The sequence below is a fragment of the Marinovum sp. genome, assembly GCF_048263515.1.
Classification (GTDB): domain Bacteria; phylum Pseudomonadota; class Alphaproteobacteria; order Rhodobacterales; family Rhodobacteraceae; genus Marinovum.
The window spans coordinates 57,526-77,207 of record NZ_JBLXEC010000005.1 but is presented as its reverse complement, the minus strand read 5'-3'; the positions used below and the strand labels follow the sequence as shown (position 1 = coordinate 77,207).

The window sequence follows — 19,682 nt, the reverse complement described above, 5'->3', positions numbered from 1 at the left end:
GCCTCGAATTGCTGGGAGTTTCGCGCCGCTCAACCCCAGTCGCGCAGCCGCGCCACGTAGCGCGCCAGGGTGTCGATCTCGAGGTTGACCCGGTCGCCCACCTGCGCCCGGCCCCAGGTCGTCACCTGCTGGGTGTGGGGAATGAGGTTGATGCCGAAGTCGCGGCCCTCGACCTCGTTGACCGTCAGCGAGGTGCCGTTGAGCGCCACCGAGCCCTTGGGGGCGATGTATCTGGCAAACGCCTCGGGGGCGCGCAGGGTCAGCCGGGTGGAATCGCCCTCGGGCCGGATCGCCACGATCTCGGCCACGCCGTCGACATGGCCCGACACGATATGCCCGCCCAGCTCGTCGCCCACCTTGAGCGCGCGTTCGAGGTTGACCGTCCGCCCCTCGGCCCAGAGATCGAGGTTGGTCTTGGACACCGTTTCGGCGCTGATGTCGACGTCGAACCAGTCGTCCCCCAGCGCCACCGCCGTCAGGCAGACGCCATCGCAGGCGATCGAGGCGCCGATCTCGATCGTGTCGGTGTCATAGGCGGTGTTTATCCGCGCCCGCAGGTCGCCGCGCTGTTCCAGCGCCGCGATCCGCCCCATGTCGGTGATGATCCCGGTAAACATCGTTTTCCCTCGCCGCTCCTGGCGCTTTCGGCCATATTTTCGTCCAGATGGGCTGATAGACAGCCGCAACGAAAACCGTATGAGGGATAATCGCCTGATGGGCAACGCCGCCGGAGAGAAAAGGGTCTTCCTGTTCCTGCAGGGTCCGCACGGCCCGTTCTTCAACCGGCTGGGGCGGATGCTGCGGCTGACCGGGGCGCAGGTCTGGCGGGTGGGCTTCAACGCCGGCGACCGGGCCTTCTGGTTCCATCCCAAGAGCTTCATTCCCTACACCGGCACGCCCGAGGGCTGGCCCGAGGCGTTCACCGCGCTGATCGGCGAAAAGCAGGTGACCGACATCGTGCTCTATGGCGACACCCGCGCGATTCACGCCGAGGCGGTCAGGATCTCGCGCGACAAGGGGCTGACGGTGCATGTCTTCGAAGAAGGCTACATGCGCCCCTACTGGGTGACCTACGAGCGGGGCGGATCGAACGGCCATTCGCGGCTGATGGAGATGAGCGTCGAGACCATGCAAGAGGCGCTCAAGCTGTCCGACATGGAGGCGCCCCTGCCCCCGGGCCACTGGGGCGACACCCGGCAGCATGTGTTCTACGGCGCGCTCTACCACTGGTTCGTGATGTTCCGGAACGGCGACTATCGCAACTTCCGCGCGCATCGCGACCTGCCGGTGACGATGGAGTTCGCGCTCTACCTGCGGCGGCTGCTGCTGATGCCGTTCCACGGGCTGGAGCGCCGGGCCTCGACCTTCGGCATCCGTCACGGCGGCTATCCCTATCACCTCTGCCTGCTGCAGCTGGAGCATGACAGCTCCTTTCTCGAGCATTCGCCGTTTACCCGGATGACCGAGTTTCTCGAACTGGTGGTCGAAGGCTTTGCCCAGGGCGCGCCGGGCCATCATCACCTGGTGTTCAAGGCGCATCCGCTGGAGAACGGCCGCACCAACATCCGCCGCGAGCTGCGCCGGCTGGCCGAGAAGTTCGGCGTCAGGGGCCGGGTGCATTATGTCCGCGGTGGCAAGCTGGCGCCGCTTCTGAACGATGCCCGCAGCGCGGTGACGGTGAATTCCACTGCCGGGCAGCAGGTGCTCTGGCGCGGCATCCCGCTCAGGGTCTTCGGCCGCGCGGTCTATGCCAAGCCCGAGTTCGTCTCGATGCAGCCGCTCAAGGAGTTCTTTGCCGCGCCGGACCGGCCCGACAACCGCGCCTACAAGGATTATCGCCGCTATCTGCTGGAAACCAGCCAGGTGCCCGGCGGCTTCTATTCGGCCAAGGGGCGGCGGCAATTGCTGCGGCTGGTGGTCGACATGATGCTCTCGGAGGAAGATCCCTACGACGGATTTAAATCCGGCACCGCGGCCCCTCGGCAACAGTTGCGGCTGGTGACCTGACCCTGACGGGTGCGGCCTATGGCTTTTTAATACGGAATTCCGTAAATTACCGGAAAAAGCTGAGGCAGCATAACGACAAGGTCGAGGAGACCGAGCAGTGAAGAACCATCAAACACGATGGGCCCGTTCCGTGGCCCTGCTTCTTGCCGTATCGGTTGCGGCGTCTTGCGGGCTCCCGCGGTCCGGCCCCAACAAGCGCGAAATCTTTGCAGGATCGGTACAGCAACAGGGCGATGCCTTCATCGTCAGCGTCAACGACCGCGTGACCCGGGCCACCGGCGTCGTGCCGGCGCTGGGCTTTTCCGAGAGTTTCAAGAACGCCGGTGTCATCGGCTCCGACATCATCCGCCCCGGCGATACCCTGGGTCTGACGATCTGGGAAAACGTCGATGACGGGCTGCTGGCGGGCGAAACCGCCTCTTCCACCATCCTCGAGACCGTGCAAGTCGATGGCGCAGGCTTTGTCTTCGTGCCCTATGCGGGCCGTATCAAGGCTGCCGGCAACACCACCGAGGCGGTGCGCCGCATCATCACCCGCAAGCTCGAAGAGCAGACCCCCGATCCGCAGGTCGAGATCCGCCGCGAAGCCGGTGACGGCGCCACGGTGTCGATCGTCGGGGCCGTCGGCGCCCAGGGCGTCTATGCCATCGAGCGGCCGACCCGCACCCTGTCGTCGATGATGGCCCGCGCCGGTGGCGTGACCATCGAACCCGAGATCGCCCAGATCACCGTGACCCGCGGCCAGCAAACCGGCAAGATCTGGTTCGAGGACCTCTATGCCCATCCTCGCATGGACATCGCGCTTCGCGGCGGTGACAAGATCCTGATCGAGGAAGACACCCGCGCCTTTGTGGCCCTTGGTGCCACCGGCGCGCAGTCGCGCGTGCCCTTCGAGACCCAGACCCTCTCGGCCGTCGAGGCGATTGCCCAGGTCGGCGGCTTGCTGTCGACCTCGGCCGATCCGACCGGCGTCTTCGTCTTCCGCAACGAGGCCGAGGTGATCGCTGAAAGCGTGCTGGGCCGCGACGACCTGCAGGGCCCGCAGCGCATGGTCTATGTGCTCGACCTGACCGAGCCCAACGGTCTGTTCCTCGCCCGCGACTTCATCATCCGCGACGACGACCTGCTCTATGTCACCGAAGCGCCGCTGTCGCAGTGGAACAAGACCATCGCCGCCCTCACCGGCAGCCTCGGTGCGATCACCACGCTGACCTCGACGGCAACCTCTGTCAGCGCGCTGGCCAGCGGCGATCTGACAGGCGGCTGACCAGAGTGACACCTACCGATGACGATCCGGGCGCCGGGGCTTCACAGCCCCGGCGTCTCTACGTCTACAACGGCGGTTTCCTGACCCAGCGCCGGGTGCGGCGCATCCTGACGCTGGCGGGCTATGACATCCGTCTTGGCCGCCCAGGCCCCGAGGACCTTGTCGGCGTCTGGGGCCAGAGCCCCACTGCCCACCGCGGCGAGGCAATGGCGGCGCGCCATGGTGCCGGCATCGTCCGCATCGAGGATGCCTTCCTGCGCTCGCTCCACCCCGGGCGCGCCGGGGGCGAGCCGCCGATGGGGCTGATGATCGACCACGGCGGGGTGCATTTCGATGCCGCGCAGGTCAGCGATCTCGAGCGGCTGCTGACCGAGGCACCGCTTGATGATGCCGGCCTGATGACCCGCGCCGGTGACGCCATCGCCAGGATCAAGGCGGCGCATCTGACCAAGTACAGCGCCTTCGACGCCGAGGCCGAGGCCCCTGCCCCCGGCTATGTGCTGGTGATCGACCAGACCCGCGGCGATGCCTCGGTCACCGCCTCCGGCGCCGGGCGCGCGCAGTTCCTGGAAATGCTGGTCTTTGCCCAGGAGGAACACCCCGGCGCCTGCGTCGTCATTAAGACCCACCCCGAGACCGCCCGGGGCCTGCGCGCCGGGCATTACGGCCCCGAGGACGGCAACGACCGCATCACCCTGCTGAGCGATCCGATCAGCCCCTGGACGCTCTTTGAAGGCGCTGTCGGGGTCTATACCGTGTCGTCGCAGATGGGCTTCGAGGCGATCTTTGCCGGCCATCGCCCGCGGGTTTTCGGCCAGCCCTTCTATGCCGGCTGGGGGCTGACCCGCGACGAGAACCCGGTGCCGCGCCGCGAACGCCGGCTGACCCGCAACCAGCTCTTTGCCGCGGCGATGATCCTCTATCCGCGCTGGTACGACCCCTATTCCGACCAGATCTGCGGGCTGGAAACCATGCTCGACAGTTTCGAGGCCCAGACCCGGGCCTGGCGCGAGGATCACCGCGGCTGGGTGGCGTCGGGCATGCGGCTGTGGAAACGCCGGCCGCTGCAACAGGTTTTCGGCCGCAGCCGTCCGATGGTCTTCGAGGACGGCACCGCCAAGGCGCGCGGCCTGGCCGAGGCGCAGGGCCGCCGCCGCATGGCCTGGGCCGGCAAGGCCGGTGAGCTGGACGACGTGGTGCGCGTCGAGGACGGCTTCCTGCGCTCGCGGGGCCTTGGCGCCGAGCTGGTGCCGCCGCTGTCGCTGGTGGCCGACGATCTGGGCATCTACTACGACCCGCGCCGCGAAAGCCGGCTGGAACGGCTGATCAACGACAGCGACGCGCTGCGGCCCGACGAGCTGCACCGCGCCTACCGGCTGCGCAGCGCCATCCTCAAGGCGGGGCTGAGCAAGTACAACCTGCGCGGCGCCCTGCCCGATCTGCCGGAGGGCCACCGCATCCTGGTGCCGGGTCAGGTCGAGGACGATGCCTCGATCCGCACCGGCTGCGCCGGTGTCCGCACCAACCGCGGGCTGCTGGAGGCCGTGCGCGCGGCCAATCCGGAGGCGGTGATCCTCTACAAGCCGCATCCCGACGTCGAGGCCGGTCTGCGCAAGGGCGCGGTGCCCGACGCGGCGGACCTGGCGGATAGGGTGCTTGACAACGCCGACCCGGTGGCGCTGCTGGACGAGGTGCAGGAGGTCTGGACGCTGACCTCGCTTCTGGGTTTCGAGGCGCTTCTGCGCGAGGTGCCGGTGACCACGCTGGGCGTGCCCTTCTACGCCGGCTGGGGGCTGACGCGGGACAAGGGCGAGGTGCCGCCGCGGCGCCGTGCGCGGGTGACGCTGGAGGCGCTGGTTCATGCCACGCTGATTGCCTATCCGCGGTATTTCGATCCGGTCACCCGGCTGCCCTGCCCGCCAGAGGTGGTGGTGCAGCGGCTCTCCGAAGGCAAACTGCCGGGACCCGGCGCTGCCAACCGCCTGCTCGCCAAGCTGCAAGGCGTATTCGCCAGCCAGGCGCATCTCTGGCGTCGCGACTGAGCGCTTCTCCGGCCCTTGCGGGCCGTCCGCGCGAATACAGCCTGCGCGGGCTGGAAGAGCGTTCAGCCGAGGGTGCGACGCCAGACCGACATCACATCCGCCCCCACCGGCCGCACCTCGGCCAGCGCCAGCCGCGGCGCCGCGGCCAGGCGTTCAACACCCAACGCGCCCAGCGCCGGCTGGCCTTCCGCGCCCAGCGCGACGCCGGCGGTGAAACAGATCAATTCGTCGACCAGCCCGGCCGCCAGCATCGAGGCCGCCAGTTGACCGCCGCCTTCGCAGAACACCCGGGTCAGCCCGGCAGCGCCAAGCCCCTGCAGCACCGCGCCCATGTCGACCTGTCGGCCGGTCAGGCGACAGGGCAGCAGCTTCGCGCCCAGCCCCTCCCAGGCCGAGAGCAACCCGGGCTCCGGGTCCGGCCCGTGGCAGAGCCAGACCGGCACCTCGCCGGCGGTCTTCGCCAGCTGTCCGGTCAGCGGCAGGTCGAGCTTGCGCGAGACCACGATGCGCACCGGCTGGTGGGTCACGCCGAGATCGCGCACCGTCAGCGACGGGTCATCCGCCCGCGCGGTGCCGGCGCCGACCATCACCGCGTCATGGCGGGCGCGCAGGGCATGGACCTCGCGGCGCGCCTGCGGGCCGGTGATCCACTGGCTCTCGCCGGTGGCGGTGGCAATGCGGCCATCGAGCGTGGTGGCGAGCTTCAGGGTCACGAAAGGCCGGCCCTCGCGGGTCTTGAGGAAAAACCCCGCGTGATCGCGCGCCGCCTCATCTGCCAGCACACCGGTCTCGACCGTGATGCCGGCGGCGCGCAGCATGGCAATGCCGCGGCCGGAGACGCGGGCGTCGTCATCCTCGACGGCCACCACCACCCGCGCCACGCCGGCGGCGATCAGCGCCTCGGCGCAGGGCGGGGTCTGGCCGTGATGGGCGCAAGGTTCGAGCGTGACATAGGCGGTGGCGCCGCGCGCCGCGGCGCCGGCCTGGGCAAGCGCCACGGTCTCGGCATGCGGACGGCCGCCCGGTTGCGTCCAGCCGCGGCCGACAATGCGGCCGTGGTGGGTGATGACACAGCCCACCGCCGGGTTGGGCCAGCAGCGGCCCTGGCCGCGGCGGCCCAGCACCAGAGCATGCGCCATGTGGCGAAGATCGTCGCGGCTCATGGCGCGGGCCTTCCGGCTCAGCTCTCTTTCGGGGCGTCGGGGCGCAGCTCGCTGACGAACTTGTCGAAATCATCGGCGGCCTGGAAGTTCTTGTAGACGCTGGCAAAGCGCACATAGGCCACGGTGTCGATCCGCGCCAGGCTCTCCATCACGATCTCGCCGATCTGTTTCGAGGGAATGTCGGTCTCGCCCATGCTCTCGAGCCGCCGCACGATGCCGGAAATCATCTGGTCCATGCGCTCGGGCTCGACCGGGCGTTTCTGCAGCGCGATGCGGATCGACCGCTCGAGCTTGTCACGGTCGAAATCCTCGCGTCGCCCGTTGGTCTTGATCACCACCAGGTCGCGCAGCTGCACCCGTTCGTAGGTGGTGAACCGCCCGCCACAGGCCGGACAGAAGCGCCGCCGCCTGATCGAGACATGGTCCTCGGCTGGCCGTGAATCCTTGACCTGAGTGTCGATATTTCCGCAAAACGGACAGCGCATCGGCCGTTCCCCTTTCCTCGTTTCCGCCTCTCATGGGTCTCGGTGCCCACTTATCCACAAAGTATAGGAGAGCCGCCCGCATTTGGGTAGACCGAAAATCGTGCAACAATATTATGTGGCGGATCGGTCAAGGGGAATTTTTCTGCGGTTTCCCCGGGTTGCGGCGGAGGGTGCGAGTTCGGGGCGGGGAATTGGGGGCGCTGCCCCCGTCGCCTTTGGGCGACTCCCCCGAGGGTATTTGGGAACAGAAGAAGCAGGGGGGCTGCGCGCCCTGTCAGGCGAGGTGGGCGATGATTTCGCGGGTTTTGCGGGCGGTGCGGTGTTCGAAGAGGTAGAGACCCTGCCAGGTGCCGAGGCGCATGGTGCCGTCGAGCACCGGGATCGAGAGGGTAACGGGCAGCAGCGCGGCCTTGATATGGGCGGGCATGTCGTCGGGGCCCTCGTAGGTGTGGGTCAGATAGGCCATCGCAGGGTGGTCCGAGGGCGGCACCAGCCGGTGGAAGAATTCGCGCAGGTCGGTCTGTACCTCGGGGTCGGCGTTTTCCTGGATCAGCAGGCTGGCGGAGGTGTGGCGGATCATCAGGGTGAGGAGCGCCGGGCCTGAGGGCGCAGCGGTGAGCCACTGGGCGACCTCGCGGGTGATCTCGGTGAGCCCGGGGCCGTGGGTGGCGATGCTGAAGGTGGTCTGCATGGGGGGCGCGGCTTTCGACAGGGGGCTTGATGGAAGCGAGGCCCTTTTCATAGTCGGCGCCGGCCCGGGCGTCCATCTTCACGCCTGTTCACCGGGCGACGGGGGCGTGGTCGGCAGCAGGAGCGGCACAGGAGGTGCCTTGCCTCGCCCGGAGCACGCAACTGTGAAGTCCGGGACCACGGCGGGGCAACATTCAGGCTGGTCAGCTTCGGGGGGCAGGATATCCTGAGCGCGGCCGCGCCCGGCCCGTCTTTCGAGAAAAGGACTTCCGATGAACGAGATTTCCCCCCTGCCCCGCATGACCGCCAAGGATTTCGATCAGGAATTGCTCGACCTCTACGACTATTACGCCCACGGCAAGATCACCAAGCGCGAGTTCCTTGACCGCGCCGGCAAATGGGCAATCGGCGGCATTACCGCCGCGGCGTTGCTCAACATGCTCAGCCCGAATTACGCGCTGGCCGAACAGGTGGCCTTTACCGATCCCGACATCCTGCCCGAATACATCACCTACCCTTCGCCAAACGGCCATGGCGAGGTGCGCGGCTACCTGGTGCGCCCCACCGGCACCGAAGGCCCGGTGCCGGCGGTCGTGGTGGTGCACGAGAACCGCGGGCTCAACCCCTATATCGAGGATGTCGCCCGGCGGGTGGCCAAGGCCGGATTCATCGCTCTGGCGCCGGACGGGCTGACCTCGGTCGGAGGCTATCCCGGCAATGACGCCGAGGGCCGCGAGCTGCAGCAGACGGTCGACACCGAGAAGCTGATGAACGACTTCTTTGCCGCCTACGAGTTCCTTGCCGAACACGACGAGACCACCGGCAAGGTCGGCTGTGTCGGCTTCTGCTATGGCGGCGGGGTCTGCAATGCCCTGGCGGTGGCCTATCCCGAGCTGGCGGCCTCGGTGCCGTTTTACGGCCGTCAGGCCAATGCCGAGGATGTGCCGCGGATCGAGGCGCCGCTGCTGCTGCAATATGCCGAACTCGACACCAGGATCAACGAGGGCTGGCCGGCCTATGAGGCGGCGCTCAAGGAGCATGGCAAGACCTACGAGGCGCATATCTATCCCGGCGTGAACCACGGGTTCCACAACGACAGCACGCCACGTTATGACGAGGCGGCGGCAGAGCTGGCCTGGGAACGCACCATCGCGCATTTCGACCGCTACCTGCGCTGAGCGGGCCGCAGGAGAAAGGGCGCCCCGCGGGGCGCCCTTTTGTCGTCTCGGCCTCTGCGGTCGCGGTCTAGAGACCGGCCATCTGCAGTTCCAGCTTGGGCGCAAAGCGCGGCCGGGTGAAGGCGAAGTTGTAGAGCTCCTGCTCGGCCAGGCCTGCGATCTCGACCACCGGCGTATAGGTCGACGAGGTCTCGACCACGATCACCCGCTCGTTGTGCAACAGCGTCGGCAGGTTGCCCATGAGCGAAGTGTTCAGGTCCCGGTCGGTCAGCGGATAGAGCGGACCGCGGGTCTCGGACCAGTCGGCGTAGTACTTGGCCTCATAGCCGTCATAGCGCACCACCGTCACCCGCATGCCGACCTGGGCGTTGTCCTGCACCAGGAATTCCAGCAGCTTGTGCAGCCCGTCGAGATAGGTGTTGTCGATGGCATCGGTCTCGCGGGAGAGCGCATCCGAAATGGTATAGGCGGCGTTGGTGTTGATCGCCTTCTGTCGGTAGGCGTCGTAGAAGACGAAGGCGGCGGCGAGCATCATGAACAGCAGGGGCGTGAACAGGATCAGCTCGATGCTGGTGCTGCCCCGGGTGTCCCGGGAAAAGCGGCGGAGTTTCTGTGAAATCAGTCTGAACATGTCACTTACCTCGGTTCTTGCACAAAGGCGGAGGTGGCGACCATCGCGGTATAGCCATCCGCATCCTTGACCAGCAGATTGCCAAGCCCGCTGGTCGGGAAGATCGGCTTGAACTTGAAGCAGGCGCGCAGGAGCATCATCTCGTTGTCCTCGCCGCTTTCGAAGTTCCGCAGCGGTCGGGCGTCTTCGGCCGAATTCTGGCATTCGGCGGTGGCCGGGATGCCGACGAAGGCCCGCGGTTCCACCACCTTCATCTCGAGCCGCAGGGTGCTGGCACAATCCGGGATGATCGCGGCGGTGTCGCAGATCTTGTCGCGGATGGCGTCGTAGGACGGGACAAAGCCGGTCGAGAGACGGATTTCCCGCACGGTGGTGTCAAGTCCGCGTTCCAGCATCGCATGCCGCAGGTTCAGGTAGCCCAGTTCGACGCTGGCGCCGAGAAAGAGGGCAAAGACCGGCAGGATGATGGCGAATTCGATGGTCGAGGCCGCGCCACTTTCGTCCTTGCAGAAGCGGGCCGTAGCTCTTTTCAGGATGGAGTTCATTGGATCAGCCTCAGGTTGTTGATCTGGCGGGCCACCACATCGAAGACATCCGAGATCTCGGTGCCCTGGGTGCGGAAGAAGTGGCTGTCGGAGGAGGCACAATGCTTGATGTCCGCCGCCGCCTCGTCGTTGGTCTCGTAGGCGATGGTGAAGACCACCACACCCTTGGACTTGGCCAGGTCACACTGCTTGTGCAGATTGGCCACGTTTTTTGCCCGGTCGGAGAAGTTGACGTAGCTGAGGGGACCCTGAACCTGGAGTTCGACTTCGCCGTTCTCCGAGGCCTTGGGGTCGGAGGGCCGGTACTGGTCGGTCACCATGCCGTCGGTCATCAGGACGATGAACTTTTCGGTCTCGTTGTCTTCCCAGGCGATCGGGCGGCCCTGGAACTTGGCGTCCACGTGACCTTCCTCGATCATGAAGCTGACAGCGTCACGGGTGGCGGGGTCGAGCAGCGCGAGGCCGTATTTCATGCCGTATTGCGCGCCGGTGCCGTCGTGCATCCGCAGATTGTCGATGAAGGTCTTCAGCTCGGCCGCGTTGTTCGAATAGTAGCGCACCGCGGTGTCGTCCTCGGGGCACCAGCCCCAGTCCATCACCGTTTCCTCGATCGGCCAGAACATGAAGTGCGGCACGTAGTCGTTGGAGGTCGGCAGCGAGGTGTTGTCGAACTCGGCGTCGTAGATTTCCACGCAGGAGGACGTCATGTTGACCTTCTGGTTGGGCGACTTGGTGTTGGTGGTCGAGTTGGTGCTGGTGTTGCCCTTGGGCGTGACATAGGACGCTTCCCAGCTGGCATGATCGATGCTGCCGTAGTTGTAGGTGTCGCCGGGGATCTTGCCCTGGTTCTTGGTCGGGCCAAGGTCGCTCTCGGAACCGTTCTGATCGCCCTTGACCTGGAAGTACTTGTTCTTCTGGTTGCCGCCCTTGATCGAGGCACCGAGGAACATGTTCGGGTCAGAGAGTTCGGCATGGGCGTTCATCAGATAGGCGACATGGCCCTTGAAGAAGTCATCAGCATCGCGCGGGGCGGTCTCGGGGAAGCTTTCGATCTTGTGGGCGACGTCATAGAGATCGTCGTTGTCGAGATCGAAGTAGTAGACGATGTTCGAGATCGCCTGAGGCCAGGGGGTGAAGCGGCCACCGGCAGTGTCCTCGGGCAGGCCCTCGGCACAATTCGGATCGGCGGCGCCTTCCTCGGCGTTCTCGGCGTTGTTGTTGCACAGCGAGTTGCCGGGCGCATCCTGGTCGCCGTTGCCCCAGCCGTTGTTCTCCCAGACCTTCGGGCGCTTGCCGTTGAAGTAGGAGAACATGTCCTTGCCGGGGTTCACCTGGCCGGCATAGGGCACGAGATTGAGCGTGGTGACGCCGTTGGTCTCGGAGGTCATCACCTTGTCGACAAAGTTCTTGGCGGCAGGCTTGAGGTTCTCGAGCCGGTTGTTGTCGCGCATCGAGCCCGAGATATCGAGCACCATCGAGATTTCCACGTTGGCGATCTTTTCCTCGGCGATGCTGGCCGCCGGAGCGCTCAGCTTGTCGATGCCGGCAAGACGCATGAAGAACGTGTTGACGTCGGTGTGGCCGGTGGCGGCCACCTCGCGGTAGTTCAGCCCCTGGCTGACGGCGACATTGGTCAGCGCGCCTGAGACACCCGCCTTGCTGACGTATTCGTTCGCCACGGCGCTCGGGTCGCCCAATTGATCGAGATCGGCCGCCGCCAGAACGGCCCGGTCGAGCACGTGCTGCATCTTGGTTCGAATTGATTCATACCGCATCACATCGATGGCGGCGCCGGTGGTCAGCAGGATAGCGAGACTGAGGTAGACGCACACGATGGTGGCGTTACCGGAGTCGTCCTGCCAGAACTGGCGTACAAAGGCGCGTGGGCCCTTCGCATATCCTGTCATATCGTTGTTCCCTCTCTGACCACAAAGCGGATCTCTGTGCGGCGTTTACTATTGGAGGAGAACTGGTGCGGGCTGAGGGCGCAAAAGAGGCGAAAAAGAGGTTTTATCTCACGAATTTAGAAAACCCCGCTACAAGTGGGGCAGGATAGTCATCTTGTAATAGTTTATTTTCAAGGCTTTAAGTGGATCCAGGGGAACCGGGGTCGGGGCGCGGTGCGTTATCCTGCCGTTATTCTGGCGTGAGACCGGGGCACTCTTCGCCGCAATTCGCCGCGGGTCGGCCCCGCGGCGATGGCTTATGTGGGTTCAGAGACCCTTGGCGCGGTAGCTGGCCGCCACCTTGTTGATCGCCACCAGATAGGCGGCCGTCCGCAGATCGTCGACGTCGTCGCGTTCGTGCCAGACATCGCGCATCGACTGATAGGCGATGCGCATGGTGTCATCGAGACCCGAGCGCACCAGTTCCAGCTCGTCGGCGCCCTTGAGGTACTTCTCCTTGAATGAGGGCGTCATCGACCATTTGTCGCCCAGGTGATCCGAGAGCCGCTCCAGCTCTTTCACGATCAATTCATGGCGCGCCTCTTCCTGTCGACGCTGCATCCGGCCAAAGCGGATATGCGAAAGGTTCTTGACCCACTCGAAGTAGGAGACGGTCACACCGCCGGCATTGGCGTACATGTCGGGAATGATCACCGTGCCCTTCTTGCGCAGGATGTCGTCTGCCCCGGCGGTCACCGGACCGTTCGCCGCCTCGATGATCAGCGGCGCCTTGATCCGTTCCGCATTGGACATGTTGATCACCCCTTCCAGCGCGGCCGGGATGAGGATGTCGCATTCTTCCTCCATCACCTGGGCGCCTTCGGAGTGATAGGCGGCGTCGGGATATCCGGTGACGCCGCCGTGCTTGACGATCCATTCGTGCACCGATTGCACGTTGAGCCCGTCACTGCTGTAGAGCGCGCCGTCGCGTTCGATGATGCCGGTGACCTTGCATCCGTCCTCCTCGGACAGGAACTTGGCGGCGTGATAGCCGACGTTGCCCAGGCCCTGGACGATGACCTGCTTGCCGTCGAGCGTGCCCGAGAGCCCGGCTTTGTCCACCCCCAGCTTGTCGCGGAAAAACTCGCGCAGGGCATATTGCACCCCCCGCCCCGTCGCCTCGATCCGGCCCGAGATGCCGCCGGCATTGAGCGGTTTGCCCGTCACGCACGCGCGCGCGTTGATATCGGTGGTGTTCATCCGGGCGTATTGATCGGCGATCCAGGCCATCTCGCGTTCCGAGGTGCCCATGTCCGGCGCCGGGACGTTCTGCGACGGGTTGATCAGGTCGCGCTTGGCCAGCTCATAGGCAAAGCGGCGGGTCACCTGTTCAAGCTCGTGCTCGTCATATTGCCGCGGATCGATGCAGAGCCCGCCCTTGGAGCCGCCGAAGGGCGCTTCGACCAGCGCGCACTTGTAGGTCATCAGCGCCGCCAGCGCCTCGACCTCGTCCTGGTTGACCGCGTTGGAATAGCGGATGCCGCCCTTGACCGGCTCCATATGCTCGGAGTGGACCGAGCGATAACCGACAAAGGTCTGGATCCGCCCGCGCAGGCGCACGCCGAAGCGCACCGTATAGGTGGCGTTGCAGACCCTGATCTTTTCCTCCAGCCCCGGCGGCAGATCCATGAGCGAGACCGCGCGATTGAACATGAGGTCGACGCTCTCGCGGAATGTCGGTTCATTGGCTGGCTGCATGGATACATCCTCCTTTGGCGACGAGCCGGCGACTCGTCCATTTGATTGATCTTTTGGCATGGAGCCTATGACGGCATAGTTAACGCACGCGAGGCTTTTTTCCGGAAATCTCCTGCCACAATTTCCCGCCGCTCCGGAGTGCCGGCGGCAATTGTGGCGCGCCGCGCCATGCTCCGGCCATCAGCCGGGGTGAATTTCGGCAAATATCGCTCAAATTGTTTCGACCGGCCCGACAATCCCGCCAGAGTCGCGCCACTGACGCCCCAGTGGATACAAAAACCCATTATTTTTCAGGTACTTGCCTTAATTTTGCCGGGATTATGGGGCATATATCCAGCAGCGCGAAGTCTGTCTCGAGCGCCGCGACTCTCCCCGCCCTTCCGGCGTGACGTGGCGATTTCGAGGCTTCAGTGAGTGAGGATTGTAAGGATGTACAAGGACAGCAGAGGCCCCCTGCCTTCCGTCGGGGAAAGAGTGAACTGCCAGCTGCAGCGCTTCCGGCATGACGAGGCCGGCACCATCACCGTTTTGGCCATGATCATCTTTGTCGGCATCATCGCGATCTGCGGCTTCGGCGTCGACCTGATGATGAACGAGATGAAGCGGGCCAAACTGCAGGCCACGCTCGATCGCGCCGTCCTCGCGGCCGCCGACCTCGAACAGAACCTCGACCCGGCCTCGGTGGTGCAGGACTACTTCACCAAGTCCGGCATGGGGGAAACGCTGAGTTCCACCACCGTTGATGACGGGCTGAACTATCGCATCGTCTCGGCCACCGCGCAGCAGACCTCCGATCCGCTGTTCCTGGGTGTGCTGGGCATCAACCAGATGGTCGCCCCCGCCGCCGGCGAGGCGATGGAGCGGATGTCCAACGTCGAGATTTCGCTGGTGCTCGACCGCTCCGGTTCGATGGGTTCGAACAACAAGATCCAGAACCTGCGGGCCGCCGCCCGCGAATTCGTCGACACCGTGATCCAGCCCGCCGGCGCACCCAGCCTGACCACCGTGAACCTGGTCAGCTACAATGCGACGGTCAACCTCGGCTCGGTGGTGTCGCAGTATTTCAACCTTTCGGCCGAGCACAACTACTCGAGCTGCGCGATCTTCCCCGACACCGCGTTTGACACGCTGGCCATCTCGCGCACCGCCGAGCTCGACCGGCTGAGCCACTTTGACCCCTGGAGCACCAGCGAGAGCTCCACCGAGATCTCGAGCCCCTGGTGCCCGGATGACGACTATGGCGCGATCGTGGTGCAGAGCGCCGATGCCGAGGCGCTCAAGGACCGGATCGACAATCTCGGTGCCGGCGGCAACACCGCCATCGACCTCGGGATGAAATGGGGCACCGCCCTGCTCGATCCCAGCTCGCAGTCGCTGGTTTCCGACATGATCGCCGACGGCCATGCCGACCCGATCGTCGCCGGCCGCCCCTCGGCCTATACCGATCCCGACGCGCTCAAGATCATCGTGCTGATGACCGACGGTGCCAACACCACCGAGTATGATCTCAAGCCGCAGTACCAGACCGGCCTGTCAGAGGTCTTCATCGACGACCGCGGCGACACCGATCCTTCAAACGACCGCTTCTCGACCCGGATCGTCGATCTGCCCGGCACGCTCACCGACGTCTATTACTGGGACCGCTACGAGAACTCGTCGTTCAGCTACAAGTACCGCAGCACGCCCGATGGCGGCACCAACGCCCGCCAGATGACCAATGCCGAGACCTTTGCCCGCTGGGGCACCCGCGGTCGCGCCACCAAGCTGTTCCGGACGCCCTATCAGGACGGTCAGCTGCCCTATGCGACCTATGCCAACCAGTACAACGCCTATGAGGGCATCGTCGGAGCCGATCACGCCGACACCCGGCTGGCGGCGATCTGCGACCAGGCCAAATCCGCCGGCGTCGTGGTCTTCGCCATCGGCTTCGAAGCGCCGCAGCGTGGCCTCGACGCCATGGAGAACTGCGCCTCCTCGCCTGCCCACTACTTCGACGTTGCCGGTGTCGAGATCTCGGATGCCTTCAACTCCATCGCCCGGACCATCACCCAACTGAGGCTGACACAATGACCCATCGCCTGAAACATCTCCTGCGCCGGTTTGCCCGCGAAGAGTCGGGCTCGGTCGAAACCGTGGCCTTTGCCCTCTGGATGCCGATGATCGTGCTGATCCTGCTGACCATGCTCGAAGTGGGGGCCTATACTGCCCGCTCCACCATGCTGGAACGTGCCGTCGATCAGACTGTCCGGACCATCCGGCTGGAAACCGGCGCCGCCCCGCAGCACGAAGCGATCAAGACGCTGATCTGCGCCCGGGCGGTGATCCTGCCCAATTGCGCCACCAACCTGCGGCTGGAAATGGTCCAGCGCGATCCGCGCAACTGGTCCGACCTGCCCGCCACCGTCGACTGCGTCGACAATGCGCTCGAAGTCGCCCCTGTGCGCGAATTCAGCAACGGCGAGTCGAACGAGCTGATGGTGCTGCGCGCCTGCGCCAAGGTCACGCCGATCTTCCCGGTGACCTTCCTTGCGCCGTCCCTCCACAAGGACGCCGCCGGGGATTACGCGCTGATCGCTGCAACGTCCTTTGTCCAGGAACCGAGGTAATTCGTCATGATTGTTAAAAATTTCAGAAAACTCGCCTCGCAACTGGGTAAATTCCGCAGGGATGCCGATGGCAGCGTCAATATCGAGGCCATCCTGCTGCTGCCGATCCTGCTGATCACCATGGCGGTGTCGATGGTGTTCTACGACGCCTTCCGCCGCGACAGCCTGGGCGAAAAGGCCACCTACACGCTGGGCGACATGCTCTCGCGAGAGACCAACTACATCACGCCGGAATACGTCGACAGTGCCAAGGCGCTCTTCGGGTTCCTCACCGACACGGCGGATATCGAGAACACCATCCGCGTCAGCGTCGTCTCCTATGACGGGCCGACCCAGAGCTACAATGTCGAATGGAGCGAAGTGCGCGGCGGCCATGCCCTGCCGATGACCGCATCCGAGGCGGCCGGCCAGACCGACCAGCTGCCCAACATGGTCAGCGGTGAACAGCTGATCGTGATCGACACCTTCGTCGAATACGAATGGCCGCTGGAACTGAACTATGCCGACGGGCTGCTGACCGCGCGCGTCTTCACCCGTCCCCGGTTTGCGCCGCAACTCGTCTGGTCAGGAAGCTAACCCCCAACAGGCACACCTTCAGACGAGATACGGCCACCGCAGGCCGGGCAGAAATGTCCGGCCTGTTCTTCTGTATGTGTGGGTCTCTCGGGCGGTCACAGCCCGCCGCGGCGTTCGACCAGCTGCATGTTCATCATGTCCGCCATGAACTTGGCATCCGCCGCCGCCGTCACCCCGCCGACACCGATCCGCCGGCCCATCACCCAGTAGAGACCGGGCCGCCAGCGACGCGGATGGCGGGTCTTGGTGGTGATCATGAAGCCGTTCGAGGGCTTCATCGCCAGCATGCCGCGCTCGACCGACTTGATGTCGTCATAGGCCGCCACCAGGTGGCCATCGGAATCCCACAGCCCATCCTCGCGCAGTTCGAGCCGCAGGAGCGTCGCCTGCTGCATCCGGTAGGCGGCGTAAAGCGCCGCGGCGGCCAGCACCAGGAGCAGCAGCTTCCAGAGCAGCGTGTCGAAGCTTTGCGACAGCGCAAGGTAGAGCACCAGCAGGCCGAGACTAGCCATGGTGCTGATGCCGAACATCCGCCGCACCGGCGATGCCGCCAGTTCCACCTTCAGCTCTGTCATGGCGCTCTCTCCCCTTCGCTTTGCCGCCTCTTAGCGCGCTTTGCGGCGGGGCGCGAGAGGCGATGCGCGTGGCGCCACTGCGGCGCGGCCTGTGCCCTAATGCACAGGTTCGGTTCGGGGCCGGCGATTGCTTTGCGCAGATGCACGACTTATCTCTCGGTCAAGAGGCAAGAAAGGACCATACCATGTCTTTACGTCCGACTTTGGAGACCCGCCGCGCCCAGCCCACCATGGAGGGCGCCGGGGTCAAACTGCACCGTGCCTTCGGCTTTCAGGACCCGAGCGAGCTCGACCCCTTCCTGCTGTTCGACGATTTCCGCGGCGACACGCCCGGCGATTACAGCGCCGGCTTTCCCTGGCACCCGCACCGCGGGATCGAGACCATCACCTATGTGCTGGGTGGCTCGGTCGATCACGCCGACAGCCTGGGCAATTCCGGCACGCTTGGCGCAGGCTCGGTGCAATGGATGACGGCAGGGTCCGGCATCCTTCGCCAGGAAATGCCCAAGGGCAATGCCAAGGGCCAGATGCACGGCTTTCAGCTCTGGGCCAACCTGCCCGCGTCGCTGAAGATGACCGCGCCGCGCTATCAGGACATCCATGCGCCGGACATTCCGGAAGTGGTGGATGACGACGGCACGCGGGTCAAGGTGATCACCGGCGAGTTCTGGGGCAAGCGCGGCCCGGTCGACGGCATTGCCGCCGATCCGCAGTATCTCGATGTGTCCGTGCCGGCGGGGGTGAAGAAGACCTTCCGGATCGACACCTACCGCCGGGCCTTTGCCTATGTCTTCGAGGGGGCCGGTGCCTTTGCCGATGCCTCGGGGCCACAGGGCGTGCTGCTCGAGAAGGAGGTGGCGGGCCAGGAGGTCAACATCCGCGACATGTCGGGCAACCGCACGCTGATCCGCTTCGGCACCGGTGACGAGGTGACGGTGCAGGCCGGGCCCGAGGGCATCCGCTTCCTGCTGATCTCCGGCGCGCCGATCAACGAGCCGGTGGCCTGGCACGGGCCGATCGTGATGAACACCCGCGAAGAACTGATGCAGGCCTTCGCCGAGTTGCGCAACGATACCTTCATCAAGCCGGCGCATTGAGGCTTTGAGCGGGCGCCCGGGGATCCGGGCGCCCGATTTCTTGATGCCGCAACGCGTGCCGGGCCAGCGGCTGCCCGCGGGATGGCGCAACCACCTTGGTTCGGCAGCGCTTTATTCCAGCCAAGTCTGGAAAGCCTACGAGCGAAGCGCACACAACTGCCAAAGCGGCAGCCCGATGGGGCGGGCAGCCGCTGGCCCGGCGGGCTTGCGCCCTTGTTCCGGGCCGCTCTCCGCAACATCGTTCGGGAACTGGGAAGTGACGGCTGGCCACGTGCCTGTCGATCCTGACAGTGCCCTCAAACGCCCGTCGGGCCAGAGGCTGCCCGCGGGCTGCCGCAACCACCCTGGTTCGGCCGCGCTTTATACCAGCCAAATTCGGAAGACCTCTGACCGACGCGCTTACGTCAACCAAAGCGGCAGCCCGATGGCGCGGGCAGCCGCTGGCCCGGCGGGTTGACGCCCTTGGTCCAGGCCGCTCTACGGATCAATTGCGGCAATCAGGCCAACGCGCGAATTCTAGGCAAACGCCGCCTTTTGCGCCGTTCCAGACGCCGGATCACGCCGATTTGACCGGCAAATCTTTACCCAAAATTAACTCACATTCGTGAAAACTGGATTTTCGCGTCAGGATGTATATACTTGTGCGATACCAATCGAGCCAAAGACTCCAATAAAGACAACAAGAGCAGGTCCCTCATGAAACGCATTTCCCCCTCGGAGAGCCCCGACAGGCGGCTGCAGTATCCACAGATCAAGGACGACCGACAGGTTGCCGCCCTCTGCACCCGTGGCAAGGGCAAGAGCCGCGAGGTGCTGCTGATCACCAGCCGCGACACCGGTCGCTGGGTGCTGCCCAAGGGCTGGCCGGTCGAGGGTTGTGACGATCCCGCCTCGGCGGCGGTGGAGGCCTGGGAAGAGGCCGGCGTGCGCCCGAAGCAGGTGCGCCGCAAGCCCGTCGGCAGCTATGTCTATGACAAGCGGCTGGGCAACGGCATCGCGGTGCCGGTGGAAACCTGGGTGTTCCGGATCAAGGTGGCGGGGCTGGCCGAGACCTTTCCCGAGGCGGCCCAGCGCAACCGCGTCTGGGTGAGCCCGCGCAAGGCGGCGAAGATGGTGGCCGAACCGGGGCTGCGGGCAATCCTCGAAGAGCTCTGACCCGGCGCTCCTCGGGCGCTT

At 65.2% G+C, this 19,682-nt stretch carries 18 protein-coding genes; 9 read left to right on the top strand and 9 right to left on the bottom strand.

Annotation, left to right across the window (positions count from 1 at the left end):
* Positions 1–29: 29 nt before the first annotated feature.
* Positions 30–617, bottom strand: a complete 588-nt coding sequence (locus ACN0SE_RS06820) for a riboflavin synthase (RefSeq protein WP_417523754.1) — start codon at positions 615–617, stop codon at positions 30–32.
* A gap of 79 nt (positions 618–696) precedes the next feature.
* Between ACN0SE_RS06820 and ACN0SE_RS06815 the strand changes: the two genes are divergently transcribed.
* The 3 genes from ACN0SE_RS06815 (at position 697) to ACN0SE_RS06805 (ending at position 5,316) form a co-directional block, all read left to right on the top strand.
* Positions 697–2,007: a capsule biosynthesis protein gene (locus tag ACN0SE_RS06815; RefSeq protein WP_417523753.1), complete on the top strand. Its 1,311-nt coding sequence runs from the start codon at positions 697–699 to the stop codon at positions 2,005–2,007.
* 136 nt (positions 2,008–2,143) lie between these two features.
* Positions 2,144–3,274 (top strand): polysaccharide biosynthesis/export family protein, encoded by a 1,131-nt coding sequence (locus ACN0SE_RS06810; protein ID WP_417523898.1) that lies wholly within the window; start codon positions 2,144–2,146, stop codon positions 3,272–3,274.
* 5 nt (positions 3,275–3,279) lie between these two features.
* Complete coding sequence (locus ACN0SE_RS06805; protein WP_417523752.1) at positions 3,280–5,316, top strand: capsular polysaccharide biosynthesis protein; 2,037 nt, start codon at positions 3,280–3,282, stop codon at positions 5,314–5,316.
* A gap of 62 nt (positions 5,317–5,378) precedes the next feature.
* Here ACN0SE_RS06805 and ribD read toward each other — a convergent pair whose 3' ends face one another.
* The 3 genes from ribD to ACN0SE_RS06790 all read right to left on the bottom strand — a co-directional run bounded on the left by ribD (position 5,379) and on the right by ACN0SE_RS06790 (position 7,655).
* Complete coding sequence (gene ribD, locus ACN0SE_RS06800; protein ID WP_417523751.1) at positions 5,379–6,479, bottom strand: bifunctional diaminohydroxyphosphoribosylaminopyrimidine deaminase/5-amino-6-(5-phosphoribosylamino)uracil reductase RibD; 1,101 nt, start codon at positions 6,477–6,479, stop codon at positions 5,379–5,381.
* A 17-nt stretch (positions 6,480–6,496) separates the two neighbouring features.
* A complete protein-coding gene (nrdR, locus tag ACN0SE_RS06795; RefSeq protein ID WP_283639267.1) occupies positions 6,497–6,964 on the bottom strand; it encodes a transcriptional regulator NrdR in 468 nt (155 codons plus the stop codon).
* A gap of 274 nt (positions 6,965–7,238) precedes the next feature.
* Positions 7,239–7,655 (bottom strand): secondary thiamine-phosphate synthase enzyme YjbQ, encoded by a 417-nt coding sequence (locus tag ACN0SE_RS06790; protein WP_417523750.1) that lies wholly within the window; start codon positions 7,653–7,655, stop codon positions 7,239–7,241.
* A 271-nt stretch (positions 7,656–7,926) separates the two neighbouring features.
* Here ACN0SE_RS06790 and yghX point away from each other — a divergent pair, with 271 nt between their 5' ends.
* Positions 7,927–8,832 carry a YghX family hydrolase gene (gene yghX, locus ACN0SE_RS06785; RefSeq protein ID WP_417523749.1) on the top strand — a complete coding sequence of 302 codons (906 nt, stop codon included), beginning with the start codon at positions 7,927–7,929 and terminating at the stop codon, positions 8,830–8,832.
* A 67-nt stretch (positions 8,833–8,899) separates the two neighbouring features.
* Here the strand turns inward: yghX and ACN0SE_RS06780 are convergent, their stop codons facing one another.
* The 4 genes from ACN0SE_RS06780 to ACN0SE_RS06765 all read right to left on the bottom strand — a co-directional run bounded on the left by ACN0SE_RS06780 (position 8,900) and on the right by ACN0SE_RS06765 (position 13,652).
* Entirely contained in the window at positions 8,900–9,463 is a 564-nt protein-coding gene (locus tag ACN0SE_RS06780; RefSeq protein WP_417523748.1) for a TadE/TadG family type IV pilus assembly protein, read from the bottom strand.
* Positions 9,464–9,468: 5 nt separating this feature from the next.
* Positions 9,469–10,008: a TadE/TadG family type IV pilus assembly protein gene (locus ACN0SE_RS06775; protein WP_417523747.1), complete on the bottom strand. Its 540-nt coding sequence runs from the start codon at positions 10,006–10,008 to the stop codon at positions 9,469–9,471.
* Complete coding sequence (locus ACN0SE_RS06770; protein WP_417523746.1) at positions 10,005–11,915, bottom strand: pilus assembly protein TadG-related protein; 1,911 nt, start codon at positions 11,913–11,915, stop codon at positions 10,005–10,007. Before ACN0SE_RS06770 ends, ACN0SE_RS06775 begins: the two co-directional genes overlap by 4 nt.
* Before the next feature lie 306 nt (positions 11,916–12,221).
* Positions 12,222–13,652, bottom strand: a complete 1,431-nt coding sequence (locus ACN0SE_RS06765; protein ID WP_417523745.1) for a Glu/Leu/Phe/Val family dehydrogenase — start codon at positions 13,650–13,652, stop codon at positions 12,222–12,224.
* 474 nt (positions 13,653–14,126) lie between these two features.
* Here ACN0SE_RS06765 and ACN0SE_RS06760 point away from each other — a divergent pair, with 474 nt between their 5' ends.
* The 3 genes from ACN0SE_RS06760 to ACN0SE_RS06750 are packed head-to-tail and all read left to right on the top strand — an operon-like array spanning position 14,127 to position 16,834.
* Positions 14,127–15,722, top strand: a complete 1,596-nt coding sequence (locus ACN0SE_RS06760; protein WP_417523744.1) for a pilus assembly protein TadG-related protein — start codon at positions 14,127–14,129, stop codon at positions 15,720–15,722.
* On the top strand, positions 15,719–16,258 hold the full coding sequence (locus ACN0SE_RS06755; RefSeq protein WP_417523743.1) for a TadE/TadG family type IV pilus assembly protein: 540 nt from the start codon (positions 15,719–15,721) through the stop codon (positions 16,256–16,258). The genes ACN0SE_RS06760 and ACN0SE_RS06755 overlap by 4 nt, the downstream gene beginning before the upstream one ends.
* Positions 16,259–16,264: 6 nt before the next feature.
* The gene (locus ACN0SE_RS06750) at positions 16,265–16,834 is read left to right on the top strand and encodes a hypothetical protein (RefSeq protein WP_417523742.1); all 570 of its coding nucleotides are present in this window, start codon (positions 16,265–16,267) and stop codon (positions 16,832–16,834) included.
* 95 nt (positions 16,835–16,929) lie between these two features.
* Here ACN0SE_RS06750 and ACN0SE_RS06745 read toward each other — a convergent pair whose 3' ends face one another.
* Positions 16,930–17,409, bottom strand: coding sequence for a hypothetical protein (locus ACN0SE_RS06745; protein ID WP_417523741.1), 480 nt, complete (start codon positions 17,407–17,409; stop codon positions 16,930–16,932).
* 185 nt (positions 17,410–17,594) lie between these two features.
* Here ACN0SE_RS06745 and ACN0SE_RS06740 point away from each other — a divergent pair, with 185 nt between their 5' ends.
* The gene (locus ACN0SE_RS06740; RefSeq protein WP_417523740.1) at positions 17,595–18,506 is read left to right on the top strand and encodes a pirin family protein; all 912 of its coding nucleotides are present in this window, start codon (positions 17,595–17,597) and stop codon (positions 18,504–18,506) included.
* Positions 18,507–19,202: 696 nt separating this feature from the next.
* On the top strand, positions 19,203–19,661 hold the full coding sequence (locus tag ACN0SE_RS06735) for an NUDIX hydrolase (RefSeq protein ID WP_417523739.1): 459 nt from the start codon (positions 19,203–19,205) through the stop codon (positions 19,659–19,661).
* Positions 19,662–19,682 lie beyond the last annotated feature (21 nt).

Bases quoted from the DNA above. Each gene is read 5' to 3' on its own strand.
- ACN0SE_RS06780 (WP_417523748.1), bottom strand. From the start codon at position 9,463: ATGTTCAGACTGATTTCACAGAAACTCCGCCGCTTTTCCCGGGACACC.
- ACN0SE_RS06820 (WP_417523754.1), bottom strand. From the start codon at position 617: ATGTTTACCGGGATCATCACCGACATGGGGCGGATCGCGGCGCTGGAA.
- yghX (WP_417523749.1), top strand. From the start codon at position 7,927: ATGAACGAGATTTCCCCCCTGCCCCGCATGACCGCCAAGGATTTCGAT.
- ribD (WP_417523751.1), bottom strand. From the start codon at position 6,479: ATGAGCCGCGACGATCTTCGCCACATGGCGCATGCTCTGGTGCTGGGC.
- ACN0SE_RS06745 (WP_417523741.1), bottom strand. From the start codon at position 17,409: ATGACAGAGCTGAAGGTGGAACTGGCGGCATCGCCGGTGCGGCGGATG.
- ACN0SE_RS06740 (WP_417523740.1), top strand. From the start codon at position 17,595: ATGTCTTTACGTCCGACTTTGGAGACCCGCCGCGCCCAGCCCACCATG.
- ACN0SE_RS06770 (WP_417523746.1), bottom strand. From the start codon at position 11,915: ATGACAGGATATGCGAAGGGCCCACGCGCCTTTGTACGCCAGTTCTGG.
- ACN0SE_RS06750 (WP_417523742.1), top strand. From the start codon at position 16,265: ATGATTGTTAAAAATTTCAGAAAACTCGCCTCGCAACTGGGTAAATTC.
- ACN0SE_RS06765 (WP_417523745.1), bottom strand. From the start codon at position 13,652: ATGCAGCCAGCCAATGAACCGACATTCCGCGAGAGCGTCGACCTCATG.
- ACN0SE_RS06755 (WP_417523743.1), top strand. From the start codon at position 15,719: ATGACCCATCGCCTGAAACATCTCCTGCGCCGGTTTGCCCGCGAAGAG.
- ACN0SE_RS06735 (WP_417523739.1), top strand. From the start codon at position 19,203: ATGAAACGCATTTCCCCCTCGGAGAGCCCCGACAGGCGGCTGCAGTAT.
- ACN0SE_RS06815 (WP_417523753.1), top strand. From the start codon at position 697: ATGAGGGATAATCGCCTGATGGGCAACGCCGCCGGAGAGAAAAGGGTC.
- nrdR (WP_283639267.1), bottom strand. From the start codon at position 6,964: ATGCGCTGTCCGTTTTGCGGAAATATCGACACTCAGGTCAAGGATTCA.
- ACN0SE_RS06790 (WP_417523750.1), bottom strand. From the start codon at position 7,655: ATGCAGACCACCTTCAGCATCGCCACCCACGGCCCCGGGCTCACCGAG.
- ACN0SE_RS06775 (WP_417523747.1), bottom strand. From the start codon at position 10,008: ATGAACTCCATCCTGAAAAGAGCTACGGCCCGCTTCTGCAAGGACGAA.